This window comes from Pseudolysinimonas sp., assembly GCF_044239695.1.
Classification (GTDB): Bacteria; Actinomycetota; Actinomycetes; order Actinomycetales; family Microbacteriaceae; genus Pseudolysinimonas_A.
The window spans coordinates 1-13431 of sequence record NZ_JBIIAW010000085.1; the positions used below are offsets into that span (position 1 = coordinate 1).

The window sequence follows — 13431 nt, forward strand, 5'->3', positions numbered from 1 at the left end:
GGCATACCCGCTCGCGACCACGACTTGGGACTCCCGGGAGTATGACGCCCTCGCCTCCGTCATCGCCTCCGGCCGCTTCACGATGGGGGAGAACGTCCGCGCCTTCGAAGCCGAGTTCGCGGAACGATTCGGCTCGCGCTACGCCGTGATGGTGAACTCCGGCAGTAGTGCGAACCTGGTGGCGATGGCAGCCGCCGTCTCCAATCCGGAGATCGATCTGTCGGCAGGCGATGAGGTCATCGTGCCCGCGGTCTCGTGGGCGACGACGTACTACCCGGTGCACCAGCTCGGGCTGCGGCTGCGATTCGTCGACATCGACGCACGAACTCTCAATATCGACGTCGCGGCGGTACGTGAGGCGATCGGCCCCCGGACGAAGGCGATCTTCGCCGTCAACCTGCTCGGCAACCCCGCTCAGCTCGACGAGCTCGCGAAGATCGCCCAGGAGGAGGGTATCCTCCTCCTGGAAGACAACTGCGAGTCGCTCGGGGCGACCCTAGAAGGGCGCCAGGCCGGCACCTTCGGCACGATCGGCACCTTCAGTGCGTTCTTTTCCCACCACATCTCGACGATGGAGGGTGGGATCGCCGTGACGGACGATCGCTACTCATATGAAGCGATGGTGTCGCTGCGTGCCCACGGCTGGACGCGGGAGCTCGCGCCCGACAACATGATTCATGCCAAGTCCGGCGACCCGTTCGAGGACCTGTTCCGTTTCGTGTTGCCGGGTTACAACGTGCGCCCCCTCGAGATGTCCGGCGCCATCGGCCGGACCCAGCTCGAGAAGGTTCCCGGTCTCATCGCTGGGCGACGGGCGAACGCTGCACTCTTCGTCGAGCGATTCGCCGACCGGGACGACCTCCGCATCCAGTCGGAGACCGGCGAGAGTAGTTGGTTCGGCTTCGCCTTTGTCCTCGAGGGCAAGCTCGCCGGCCGCCGTCGGGACGTGGTCGCGGCGCTGTCCTCAGCGGGTATCGAGAGTCGGCCCATCGTCGCGGGCAACTTCACGCGTAATCCGGTGATGTCACGTCTCGACGCGGAAGTTCCGGCGAAGCTTCCAGCGGCCGACCAGATCCACGACGACGGACTGTTCGTCGGCAACCACCACTTCCCGATCGAGCGCGAACTCGATCTTCTCCTCGACACCATCAACGGAGTGCGATGACCGAGCCGCGCCGCGCGTTCGTGACCGGGATCACCGGTCAGGACGGCAGCTACCTTGCCGAGCTTCTGCTGGAGAAGGGCTATGAGGTCCACGGCCTCATCCGCCGCGCCTCCACTTTCAACACCTCGCGGATCGACCACCTCTTCGTCGACCCGCATGACGCGGCAGCTCGCCTCCACCTTCACTACGGCGACCTCACCGACGGCACGCGTCTGGTGACGCTGCTCGACTCGATTCGTCCCGACGAGGTCTACAACCTCGCGGCGCAATCCCACGTCCGCGTGAGTTTCGATGAACCCGAGTACACCGCCGACACGACTGGTCTGGGATCGGTACGGCTCCTCGAAGCCGTCCGGCAGGCGGGACTGCATTGTCGCTTCTACCAGGCATCGAGCTCGGAGATGTTCGGCGCCACGCCGCCGCCGCAGGGCGAGTCGACGCCGTTCTATCCCCGTTCGCCCTACGGTGCGGCCAAGGTCTACTCGTACTGGATCACGCGCAATTACCGCGAGGGCTACGGCATGTTCGCGGTCAACGGCATCCTGTTCAACCATGAGTCACCGCGACGGGGAGAGACGTTCGTCACGCGCAAGATCACGCGTGCCGTGGCGCGGATCAAGGCTGGTGTGCAGAACGAGCTCTATCTGGGCAACCTGGACGCCGTACGCGATTGGGGATACGCGCCTGAGTATGTCGAGGCGATGTGGCTGATGCTTCAGCACGATACCCCTCAGGACTATGTCGTGGCGACAGGTGCGGCCTACACCGTGCGCGACTTCCTGGTGTTCGCCTTCGAGCGCGCAGAACTCGACTGGGAGAAGCACGTGCGCTTCGATGACCGCTATCTGCGACCGACCGAGGTCGACTCTCTCATCGGAGATGCCAGCCTCGCGGAGTCGGCGCTCGGATGGAAGGCTCGCGTCCACACCCCGGAGCTCGCCAAGATCATGGTCGACCATGACATCGCGGCGCTTGAGTTGGCGGGTCGGCATCACGTCGACAAGGTTCAGAAGCGGTGACGACCCGCGCACTCGTCACCGGCGGTGCCGGTTTCCTCGGGTCGCACCTGAGCGAACGTCTTCTGGCCGAGGGTCGCGACGTACTGTGCGTCGACAATCTCTACACGGGCAGCAAGAAGAACATCGAGCATCTCCTCGCCAACCCGCGATTCGAATTCATGCGGCACGACGTGACGTTCCCGCTCTACGTCGAGGTCGACGAGATCTACAATTTGGCGTGCCCTGCCTCGCCCGTGCACTACCAGCGCGACCCGGTACAGACGATCAAGACGAGCATCCTCGGTGCGGTCAACGTGCTCGGCCTCGCCAAGCGTCTCAAGGTTCCGGTGCTGCAAGCGTCGACATCCGAGGTCTACGGCGATCCCGAGATCCATCCACAGACCGAGGACTACTGGGGGCGGGTCAATCCGATCGGCATCCGGAGTTGCTACGACGAGGGCAAGCGAGCGGCCGAAACACTGTTCTTCGACTACCACCGGCAGCACGACCTCGATATCAAGGTCATGCGTATCTTCAACACGTACGGGCCGCGCATGGACCCCGCCGACGGTCGTGTCGTCAGCAACTTCATCGTGCAAGCGCTGCGTGGCGACGACATCACGATCTACGGTGACGGGAGCCAGACGCGGAGCTTCTGCTACGTCGACGATCTCATCGAGGGCATGGTGTCGTTCATGCGCAGCGACCGCGACTTCGTCGGACCTGTCAACATCGGCAACCCCGGCGAGTTCACGATGTTGCAGCTCGCGCAGGAGGTGATCCGGTTGACGGGCAGCACCTCCCAGGTCGTCCACCTGCCTCTTCCGCAAGACGATCCGCGCCAGCGCCAGCCCGACATCACGCTTGCCCGCGCGAAGCTCGGGTGGGAGCCGCAGACGCAGCTCGCCGCCGGCCTCGAGCGAACGATCGCCTACTTCCGTGGGCTTGACCGCCGGGCGAAGTCCCCGACCGACGTCTCAGGAAACTCATGACGCCCGTCGTTAGGTTTGCCTCATGACGTCGTCCGACTCCGCCGAGGCCTATCGCGACGAGCTCGAATCCCGCACCCTGGACGACTGGATCTCCGCGATCACGGTCGCCGATGGTGCTTGGAGCGAACTCGAGCGCATGGAATCGAGTGTCTCGTGGCGCGTGACCGGTCCGCTGCGGACTCTGCGCGGACTACAGCTCAAGGTCGCGCGCGTCGGCGTACGCCAAGGTGCCCGAAAGGGCGTCGAGATCGCTCAGCGGAAGATCGTGGAGCGGCGCCGTGCCCTCTAGCGGCGACGTCGCCGAAGCCCTCTCTGCTTCGCTCCGGGATCGGCTCGTGGCCGCGACTCCATACCTCTTCGAGGGAGCTGCGCATCCCATCGTGGAAGCGACCGCTCTAGCGACCCTGCCGACGTCTCTTCTCCTCCGCCGTCTCGCCGAGAAGTGCGCGCGCGACGAGGACCGCGCGAAGATGTGGCTCCTTCTGGTGGCGATGACGGGCGCGTTCCCTCTCGCCGAGGATGTCGAAGAGCTGCATGGTCGGCTGCGGGCAGGGGGACCTGCGGAGTCGTTCCTCGCGGTGCTCGACGCTGCGGTGGCGCCCGCCTCGATGAGCCGTCATCTGCACCGAGGACTCGAGATCGTGGCCAATGCGACGATCGTCGACGTGCACTTCTCGGCCACAAACGGGCTCAACACCGGCGTTCAGCGCGTGGTCCGCCAGACCATGCGCCGGTGGCAGTCTCACTCCGACGTACATCTCGTCGCCTGGACACGCGACGGCAGATCGTTGCGGCGCCTCGACGCGAGCGAGCGCGAACGGGCGACGGCATGGACGAGCCGGATGCGATACGAGATGCCCGTCCCGGACGACTCGCGCCTGGAGCGCATCCTTGTGCCATGGCGCTCCACAGTAGTCGTGCCGGAAGTCCCGCTGTCGTCACACGTCCCGGCGCTCCGCGGCGTTGCCCTCTACTCGGGGAGTCCGGTAGTCATCGTCGGGCACGATGCGATCCCCGTGCTCAGCCCGCTTGACGTACTTCCTGACGAGGCCGAGCGCTTCGCTCACTTCTTGAGCGTCGTGAAGCACGCGGCGCGCGTCGTCTGCGTCAGCGAGTCGGCTGCCGGCGAGTTCGAGGGCTTCCGCCGTGCCGTGCGCGCGCAGGGACTCGACGGCCCCGACGTCATGACCGTTCGCTTGCCGTCGGGACGCGTCGACGTCCACCACGAGCCGGAGTCGACGCTCAAGCGCAAACGCCCCGGCGTCCCTCTGCTGCTCAATGTCGGCTCGCAGGAGCCCAGGAAGAACCAGACCGCGCTTCTGGCCGCCGCCGAACTGCTCTGGCGCGAAGGCAAGGAATTCGAACTCCTCTTCATCGGTTCGGGATCACCGCCACTCTCGGCGAGCTTCGAGGAGGGTGTCCGCATTCTGCACAAGCGCGGGCGGCCGGTCAGCGTCCTGCGGCACGCCTCCGATGCCGACCTCGTCGAAGCGTACGAGGTCGCGGCCTGCACGGTGTTCGTCTCGCTACACGAGGGCTTCGGGCTGCCCGTCGTCGAGTCGCTTGCCCACGCGACGCCGGTGATCGCCTCCAATTTTGGGGCCGTCGCCGAGACCTCCAGCCTCGGTGGCTGCCTTCTCGTAGACCCCCGCGATCCAGCGGCTATCGCGGCGGCGATCGTCCGCATCCTGGACGAGCCGGATCTGGTCGAGCGATTGCGGGAAGAGATCGCTGCCCTGCCCGAGCGGACGTGGGACGACTACGCTGCGGACCTGCTTGATCGGGTACGCGAGGTCGTCCCGTGAGCGCAGGCGAAACGGAGATCGCAGCCCGCATCACGACGGCGCTCGACGCTCTCGGGATTGTGGTGGCATCCGGCGCGACGCCCGCACAGCGTCTCGCGGAGGCGCTCGACGCCGATGCGTCCGGTAGCACGGTGTGGATAGTGCTCGCGGTCCTGCGCGGCGTGTACCCCCATCCCGATGAGGTGAGGGAGGCGCGGAACGCTTTGGTGCTCGAGGGTGGCGCGCATTTCGTCGCGCACACCCTCCGTGCCCTCAAGCGGATCGTCCCGACCAGCTACGAACTTCTGCGCGATGCTTTCGTGGTCGACGTGTTCCACACTGCTGAAACGGAGCTGGCGACCGGCATTCAGCGCGTCGTGCGCGAGACGGTGAGGCGTTGGAACGCCGATCGCGACATCGTGCTCGCGACCTGGACTGTGGATCGCCGCGGGATGCGGCGCCTGACGGCTGCTGAGGAGGGCACGGCGCTCTACGGCGATCCGCCCTCCGGCTTGGCGCCGAGCGCGGCGCCGCTGCTGATTCCGATCGGCGGCACCTATGTCATGCCCGAGCTCGGCGCCGAGCCGTGGCGCACCGACAAGGTGGCGGCGATCGCTGAGTACTCCTCGACGCGCACCGGCATGATCGGACACGATTGCGTGCCTTTGACCTCGGCAGAGACGACGGGAGCCGGTATGCCCGCCGGCTTCGCGCGCTATCTCTCCGCAGCCGCGCGCATGGACCTTCTGAGCGTGACCTCGGGTGCGTCCGCCATCGAGTACGAGGGATGGCGACACATGCTTTCGGGCATCGGACTCGCCGGCCCAGAGATCGTCAAACACGCCCTCGCTTGCGAGGTCGGCGCCGTGTCGGACGCGTCGGTCGCCCAGTTCCGCACACGACTGGAGCGACCCGATTTGCCGCTCGTCGTTGTGGTCGGGAGCCACGAACCGCGGAAGAACCACCTCGCCGTGCTGCGCGCAGCGGAGCAGGTCTGGCGGCGCGGAGTCGAGTTCGAGCTGCTGTTCATCGGCGGCAACTCCTGGAACAGCGGCCGGTTCGAGCGCAAGGTCGCACAGCTCCAGGCGGCGGGGCGTCCGGTGCACACCGTCTCCGCCATCACCGACGCAGCCTTGTACGCCGCCTACGTCGTGGCGAGGGTCACCGTCTACCCGTCGCTTAACGAAGGCTTCGGCCTGCCGGTCGCGGAGTCGCTGCTGCTGGGCACTCCGGTGATCACTTCGGACTTCGGCAGCATGGCCGAGCTCGCACGCGGCACGGGTGGGGTGCTCATCGACCCGAGGTCGGCCGACGAGCTGCCCGTCGCGCTCGAGTCGCTGCTCACCGACGAGGTCCGAATCGCCGCGCTCATCGCGGAGTCGGCGAGGTTTGTCGCGCGTTCATGGGATGACTACGCCGCTGAGACGTGGGACTTCTTCGCCGGGTCGTGACCCCCCGCGGCTCGAGAGCCACGTGCACGACGGCCGTTCCCCGCCCGCCCTGCAGCGACATGCAACCGCCGCCGGTCAGAGTTCTTGAGCGAAGTTCCCCTCGAGCTTCGTGAACACTCGTTGCGCGACGAGCAGGAGCACGAGGCTTCCGAGGAGCGCGAGAGCGAGGCGCAGTTCGAGCATGTCGGGCCACACCTGGTCGGCGCCGGCCACCCACATCGCCTTTTCGAATCCCAGTACACCGAGCGTGATGGGACTCGCGAGGTACGCCTCGACGAGCCAACCGCCGCCCGCGGCCTGCGCGACGAACGGGAACGAGTAGACGATGGGCGACGCCCAGAAGAGGATCACCAGCAAAACCTCGACGAGATGGGTGAGGTCGCGCAGGTAGACGTTGACGGCGGCGAGGATCATGCCGAGGGCGAGCGAGAACACCCAGAGCACGGCGAACGCGAGCGGCAGCAGAAGGAGGTTCCACGAGAGAGGGAACTGGCCGAGGACGATCGTCGCGAGCACGAGGATGCCGAACTGGATGCCGACGTTGAACAGCGTGCCGATCGAGGCGGACAGTGGGAAGATCTGCCGCGGCAGATTCACCTTCTTGATGAGACCGGAATTGTTGACGATCGATGCCGTCGACGCTGAGAGCGATTCGGAAAAGATCCCCCACGCGGTCAGTCCGGCGAAGACGAAGATCGCGAACTGCGGAATCGCCCGCGCCGCTCCGAGCACCTGACCGATGACGACGTAGTAGATGACAAGCTGTGTCAGCGGTCGGGCGAGGCCCCACAACAAGCCGAGGGCGCTGTCCTTGTACTTCGCCTTCAGCTCGCGGCGGGCGAGGAGCCCGAGCAGGTCGCGACGCTCCCAAACCCCGCGAGTCGCGTACGCGAGTCCGCCCCAGAACGAATCCGGAGCAGAGGGACTGCGCAGGGGCTCGTCACGCCAACGTTCGACGTGGGAAGCGGTGGTGGCCAAGTTCTCTCCACTGGTTCGGGCCGGGTCACGCGGGACGTGACGTCGCGTGCGAGCCCGAGCCCACGTAAGACTAGTGTATTTCGAAGGCTCGCGACCGAGTGCCGAGAGGGAGTCAATGACCATCGCCGTGGACGCGGACCGCGTCGTCATCGACGTCGCCGACGTCACCAAGAGATTCGTCATCCGGCGTGATAAATCTCTCAAGGAGCGGCTCGTCAACTTCGGGCGGAGCCGCCGACACCGCAACGAGTATCTCGCCCTACGCGATGTCAGCCTGCAGATCGAGGGTGGGAGTTCGGTCGCGCTCATCGGCGCCAACGGATCGGGCAAGAGTACGCTCCTGAAGATTATCGGCGGCATCCTGCAGCCGACGAGCGGCCAGGTTCGCAGTCGTGGCCGGGTGGCGGCTCTGCTCGAGCTCGGGGCGGGCTTCCACCCCGACCTCACCGGCCGCGAGAACGTCTATCTCAACGCCGCGATCCTGGGACTCTCGCGCGACGAGACGGACCGCCACTTCGAGGACATCGTCGACTTCTCCGGGATCCGCGAGTTCATCGACACCCAGGTGAAGTTCTACTCGTCGGGTATGTACGTGCGCCTGGCATTCGCAGTCGCTGTTCACGTCGACCCGGACATCCTGATTGTCGACGAGGTGCTCGCCGTCGGTGACGAGGCGTTCCAGCACAAGTGCCTCGACCATATCCGCCGCTTCCAAAGCGAGGGCGGGACGATCGTACTGGTGACTCATTCGCTCGAGCAGGTCGCCGAACTGTGCGATCGGGCGATCGTCCTCAACCGCGGTCGGCTGGTTTTCGACGGTGAGCCGGTTGAGGCGTTCCGCGTGCTGCGGAGCACCTTTGCACAACGGGAGCCCCTCGAAGGCGGTGAGGGCGAGGGTGAGCTGCGTTCGGTCCGGGTCGAAGCCGGTGAGTATGACGCGGAAGGCGTCGCGACGATCCGTCCCGGCGATGCGCTCGATGTGCTCGTCACAGTTGATTCGCCGGAGGCATTGGACGACTGGGGCGTCGGGATCGGCATCGAGACCTCGGCTGGCATGACGCTCTTCGGAACGAACTCGCACATCCTCAAGTTCGATCCGAAGCCCCTGCCGGGTCGACGGACGGTCAGGCTCCGGTTGCCCGAGGTATGGCTTGCGACGGGCACGTATCACCTTCACGCGTCATTCGGGACGTTGTCCGGTGGCGAGCGCGAGCGCCTTCAGCAGGCGGCACGATTCAATGTCATCGGTCACCCTCGCAACGAGGGGACCGTTCACATCGACTCCGAGATCAGCGAAACCGACGAGGCATAGCAGGCACCGCGCGGGTCAGGGCTGTGGCAGGTGGTTCGCGCCCGTATCGCCGGCCGTCGGTGCAATCGGGCTCAGAGCCCGGCGCCAGCTGAGCTCTGACGACGCCTTCACGCAGCAGATCGTCAGAAGCAGCCACCCGAACTCGGTGAGGATCGAGCTCTCCGCGACCGACACCACCACGAGGGCGACGAGAACCAGCGCCGGCCACGTATGCACGACGCTGCGCCGACGTCCGGCCAGCAGCCAGGATCGGGTGAAAGCGAGCCCGACGACCGCGAGGAAGAGAACGATCCCGACGACGCCGACCTGCAGCCACAGGTCCACGACGGCGTTGAGGGCCGAATCGTGCGAGCGGCCCATGGTCGGCGTGAGGCCGGCATACGGAGGCACAGTCGCATTCCAGATGCCGCTCCACCCCCATCCCTCGAGCCAGTGGACCGGGACCACCTGCAAGACCTCCTGCCACAGCACGAGCCGGAACTCGAGTTCGCCGGTCGCGTTGAAGAGGCCGATGATCGGTGCCCGGAAGATCCACGTCACGACGGCGCCGATCGCGAGGACCGCCAGCACAGCGTATTGGGCCAGCTGGCGGCGCTCGGCGGGGAGTCGCCGGATGCCATAGAGCACGCCACCGGCCAGCAGCAGCACCACCGTCACTATCACGACGACAGGCGAGCGTGTAAAGACCAGGGTGCCCGCGGCGAGCGCGAGGGATGCGAGGGCCACGGCCCGCGTGATCGATCGAGTGCGCCATTCGATCGCAAAGGTCACGACGGCGATCGCGGCGACCAGTCCGAGTTGATTGCGGTCGGCCACGAGCCCGGAGATGGGTCCGCCGTTCGCGAGAGCCGCCCGTATATTCAGCACCGCCAGTGGGGCGTCGAAGATGATTCCCGACAAGGTCTCGAGCGCGATCGACACGACCAGCAGGGCGCGGAAGACGTCGCCGAAGCTGCGGATGATCTGGATGGTGTCCCTCGAGAGCGCGATGAAGACTCCGGTGAAGGTCACCAACAGGAGGTACCCGAGCGAGGACAGAGTGACTCGTTGGTAGTCGCTCCAGAACACCGACAGGCCCAACCAGGCGAGGTAGGCGACGAGGGAGATGGGCAGGATCGCCCAATGCCAGTCGAGCTCATCGCGGCGCGCGAGGAGCGAGGCGAGAAGGAGGAGCGAGAGCAGGACAAAGGCAGCGATGTAGCCCGGCCAGCCGATCACCTGCTGCACGGTGAACGCGATAGCCACGAGCCCCGCCCCCGTCGTGCTGAGGGTCGCCGTAACTCGCGGTGCCCGGAGCAGCTCCAGAACGGCGGACCTCACCGCCTCTCCCAGCGATTCGTCGCCGTGCGCACCGACACGATCACGAGCAGCGCCCAGCCGATCTCGATGAGCAGCCGGCTCTCGGCGAGGCCCTGTACGAGGATCGCGACGAGCAGCGCGAGCGGCACGAGGGCGGCATCCCGCGGGCCGTCGAGGGCGAATGACCAGGTGCGCACGATCGTCGTGAGCACGAACAGTCCGACCACGACGAGGCCGAGGATGCCGAGCTGGAGGTAGATGTCGAGCCAGGCGTTGTGCGCCTGGAAGTAGGTGACCCCCTTGATCACGACGAGGTCGTCGTATGGCTCCACCCACGGCGCCCAATAGCTGATCCAGCCCCACCCCGCGACGGGGCGCTGCCCGGCCGTCGAGACGACGATCTGCCAGATGTCGAGCCGGTTGGTGAGGTCGCTGCTGCGCCCGAGCAGCGCGAGCAGCGGCGCGCGGAAGACGACGGCGGCCGCCGCGGCCCCGACGAGGATCACCGGAAGGGCGACCGTCGTGACCGCGCGGCGAGCCCCGGATCCGCGCCGTGCGAACCAGGCGGCCAGCACGATCGCCGACACCGCGACCAGGGCGACGAGGACGGTCGACGACCGGGTGAGCGCGAGCACGCCGACCGCCACGAGAACCCACACGGCCGACCAGAACCGCGACCCGCGGCCGGCCAGAGCCCGGGCGACCTCGGCGATGAGCGACAGCAGCGCCGCCATCGCGAGGATGTTGGCGTTCCCGACGATGCCCTGGATGCGTCCGCCGTCGAACAGCAGCTCGCGCGACCAGTAGTAGGCCTGCGGGATCTTGTCGAGGTCGGAGTAGTCGACGAACAGCGGCAGCACCGGGTCGCGCACGAAGACGGCGACCACGAGCTCGAACAGCAGCGAGAGCGCGAGCACGATCCGCATCGCGCGGGCGAGGGCATCCACCAGCTCGGCCCACGTGAAACAGGTGGCGAGGAAGACCGCGTAGACGGTCGTGCACAGCGTCGTGACGACGCCGAGCGCGCTCGCCGCGGGGTAGGCCGACCAGGCGATCGACAGCACCATCAGCGCGAGGGTCGCGAACAGCAGGATCGGCATCCGCCGCACATCCACGCGGCTGCGCACCAGCTCGATCACCGCGAGCGTCACGAAGACGACGATGATCGCGCTCCAGCCCCACCACGAGAGCAGATAGCGCCAGACGTCGCCTGCGGCGAGCGTGAAGAACCCGAACGTCGCCAGGAAAAGGCGGTACGGGGTCGCGGGCGTCATGCCCTCAGGCTATCGGCGGGATTCGTCGGCTCCCCCTCGCCCGACACCTAAACTCGAGCGCATGCAACGGACCTCTCCTCCCTTCCGTGCCGATGAGGTCGGGAGCTTCCTGCGCTCCCCGGCGATCAAGGACGCCCGTGCCCGCCACGACGCCGGTACGCTTGACGGCGCCGGACTCCGCGCGGTCGAGGATGCTGAGATCACCGCCCTGATTCGAGAGCAGGAGGCCGCAGGCTTGGAGCTCGCCACTGATGGCGAGTTCCGCCGCGCATGGTGGCACTACGATTTCATCGGCCTGCTCGACGGTGTCGAGATCGCCGAGATCGATCACGGGCTGCCGTTCCAAGGTGTGGAGACCAAACCCAAGGCGCCGACGATCATCGGCAAGCTCGGGTTCCCCGCCGACCACCCGTTCATCGACCATTTTCGGTTCCTTGCGTCGACGACGACGGTGACCCCGAAGATGACGATCCCCTCGCCGACCGTCCTGCACTGGCGGCTCGAGAACGACGGCGTCGATGACGTCGCGTATGCCGACCGCGACGCACTCCTGGACGATCTCGCCGCCGTTTACCGGGCCGCGGTCCAAGCCTTCTACGACGCCGGGTGCCGGTACCTTCAGTTCGATGACACCGTGTGGGCGTACCTCTGCTCGGAGGCCGAGATCGAGCGCGCCGCGGAACGGGGGGTCGCGGTCGACGGCATCGCCGATCGCTATGTGAGGCTGATCAACGACTCGCTGCGCGACAAGCCGGACGACATGGTCGTCACTACTCACGTCTGCCGCGGCAACTTCAAGTCGACCTGGATCTCGTCGGGCGGCTACGAGCCGGTCGCCGAGCACCTCCTGTCGCGCTGCGACTATGACGGCTACTTCCTTGAGTACGACACCGAGCGCGCCGGAGGCTTCGAGCCACTGCGCTTCCTCCCGAGGGGCGACAAGATCGTCGTGCTCGGCCTCATCACCTCGAAGAGCGGAGATCCTGAGGTCTCCGCCGAGGTCGAGGAGCGCATCCGTGAAGCCGCGGAGTTCGTCCCGCTCGAGCAGATCGCCCTCAGCCCCCAGTGCGGGTTCGCGTCGACGGAGGAGGGCAACCTCCTCACCGAGGCGCAACAGTGGGCGAAGATGCGCCAGATCGTGGAGATCTCGAAGACCGTTTGGGGGTGACCCGGACGGCTACATCCTGGCGGCGGCGCGGAGGTCGTCGACGCGGGTCGTCGCTTCCCAGGTGAACTCGGGCCGTTCGCGACCGAAGTGACCGTATGAGGCGGTTGCCGCGTAGATCGGGCGTAGCAGGTCGAGATCGCGGATGATCGCGGCCGGCCGCAGGTCGAACACCTCGCGGATCGCGGCGATGATGGTCTCCTCCGGAACGTGCGCGGTGCCGAACGACTCGACGTAGAGTCCGACGGGGGATGCGGTGCCGATCGCGTAGGCGACCTGCACCTCGAGACGGTCGGCGAGGCCGGCGGCGACGGCGTTCTTCGCGACCCAGCGCAGCGCGTAGGCGGCTGACCGGTCGACCTTCGACGGGTCCTTGCCGGAGAAGGCTCCCCCGCCGTGGCGGGCGGCGCCGCCGTAGGTGTCGACGATGATCTTGCGTCCGGTGAGTCCCGCGTCGCCGTGCGGCCCGCCGATCTCGAATCGGCCCGTCGGGTTGATGAGCACGCGGGCGCCCGCCGACGGCAGGTCGATCATCTCGAGCACCGGACGGATCACGAGCCGCTCGACCTCGGCCCGCAGCGTCTCGGTGTCGATCGCGGCCGAGTGCTGGGTCGAGACGACGACGGTCTCGACGGTCGCCGGCGTCGTGCCGTCGTAGCCGATCGTGACCTGGGTCTTGCCGTCGGGACGGAGGAAGTCGACCAGTCCGGTGTGGCGCACCTCGGCCAGACGCTCGGAGAGCCGATGCGCGAGCCAGATCGGCAACGGCATCAGCACCGGCGTCTCGTTCGTGGCGTAGCCGAACATGATGCCCTGGTCGCCGGCACCCTGCATGTCGAGGTCGTCGACGCTGGTGCCCTCGCGCGCCTCGAACGCGTGATCGACACCCTGCGCGATGTCGGGCGACTGGCCGCCGATCGAGATCTCGACACCGCACGAGCGGCCGTCGAACCAGACGTCGGAGCCGGTGTAGCCGATATCGGTGATGGTCTTGCGCACGATACCCGGGATGT

At 66.8% G+C, this 13431-nt stretch carries 12 protein-coding genes; 8 read left to right on the top strand and 4 right to left on the bottom strand.

Features of this window, described 5'->3' with window-relative positions; genetic code table 11:
* The 6 genes from ACILQS_RS12325 to ACILQS_RS12350 all read left to right on the top strand — a co-directional run.
* Nucleotides 1-1165 (top strand): DegT/DnrJ/EryC1/StrS family aminotransferase (locus ACILQS_RS12325; protein WP_395640425.1); only part of this gene is annotated, 1165 nt, incomplete at its 5' end.
* Nucleotides 1162-2184 (top strand): GDP-mannose 4,6-dehydratase, encoded by a 1023-nt coding sequence (gene gmd / locus ACILQS_RS12330; protein ID WP_395640426.1) that lies wholly within the window; start codon nt 1162-1164, stop codon nt 2182-2184. The genes ACILQS_RS12325 and gmd, both read left to right, overlap by 4 nt.
* Nucleotides 2181-3155 (top strand): UDP-glucuronic acid decarboxylase family protein, encoded by a 975-nt coding sequence (locus ACILQS_RS12335; RefSeq protein WP_395640427.1) that lies wholly within the window; start codon nt 2181-2183, stop codon nt 3153-3155. The genes gmd and ACILQS_RS12335 overlap by 4 nt, the downstream gene beginning before the upstream one ends.
* A 22-nt stretch (nt 3156-3177) precedes the next feature.
* A complete protein-coding gene (locus ACILQS_RS12340; RefSeq protein WP_395640428.1) occupies nt 3178-3444 on the top strand; it encodes a hypothetical protein in 267 nt (88 codons plus the stop codon).
* 91 nt (nt 3445-3535) lie between these two features.
* Nucleotides 3536-4960, top strand: coding sequence for a glycosyltransferase (locus tag ACILQS_RS12345; protein WP_395640429.1), 1425 nt, complete (start codon nt 3536-3538; stop codon nt 4958-4960).
* Entirely contained in the window at nt 4957-6390 is a 1434-nt protein-coding gene (locus tag ACILQS_RS12350; protein WP_395640430.1) for a glycosyltransferase, read from the top strand. The genes ACILQS_RS12345 and ACILQS_RS12350 overlap by 4 nt, the downstream gene beginning before the upstream one ends.
* A gap of 75 nt (nt 6391-6465) precedes the next feature.
* Here the strand turns inward: ACILQS_RS12350 and ACILQS_RS12355 are convergent, their stop codons facing one another.
* Complete coding sequence (locus tag ACILQS_RS12355; protein ID WP_395640431.1) at nt 6466-7368, bottom strand: ABC transporter permease; 903 nt, start codon at nt 7366-7368, stop codon at nt 6466-6468.
* A 115-nt stretch (nt 7369-7483) separates the two neighbouring features.
* On the opposite strand from ACILQS_RS12355, the gene ACILQS_RS12360 reads away from it, so the two are divergent.
* Entirely contained in the window at nt 7484-8680 is a 1197-nt protein-coding gene (locus ACILQS_RS12360) for an ABC transporter ATP-binding protein (protein WP_395640432.1), read from the top strand.
* Nucleotides 8681-8695: 15 nt separating this feature from the next.
* On the opposite strand, the gene ACILQS_RS12365 is transcribed toward ACILQS_RS12360, so the two are convergent.
* Nucleotides 8696-10000, bottom strand: a complete 1305-nt coding sequence (locus ACILQS_RS12365) for an O-antigen ligase family protein (protein WP_395640433.1) — start codon at nt 9998-10000, stop codon at nt 8696-8698.
* Entirely contained in the window at nt 9997-11253 is a 1257-nt protein-coding gene (locus ACILQS_RS12370; RefSeq protein ID WP_395640434.1) for an O-antigen ligase family protein, read from the bottom strand. The genes ACILQS_RS12365 and ACILQS_RS12370 overlap by 4 nt, the downstream gene beginning before the upstream one ends.
* 61 nt (nt 11254-11314) lie before the next feature.
* On the opposite strand from ACILQS_RS12370, the gene ACILQS_RS12375 reads away from it, so the two are divergent.
* Nucleotides 11315-12421, top strand: coding sequence for a 5-methyltetrahydropteroyltriglutamate--homocysteine S-methyltransferase (locus ACILQS_RS12375; RefSeq protein ID WP_395640435.1), 1107 nt, complete (start codon nt 11315-11317; stop codon nt 12419-12421).
* Between the two features lie 9 nt (nt 12422-12430).
* Here the strand turns inward: ACILQS_RS12375 and metK are convergent, their stop codons facing one another.
* Complete coding sequence (gene metK, locus ACILQS_RS12380) at nt 12431-13429, bottom strand: methionine adenosyltransferase (protein WP_395640436.1); 999 nt, start codon at nt 13427-13429, stop codon at nt 12431-12433.
* Between the last annotated feature and the right edge of the window lie 2 nt (nt 13430-13431).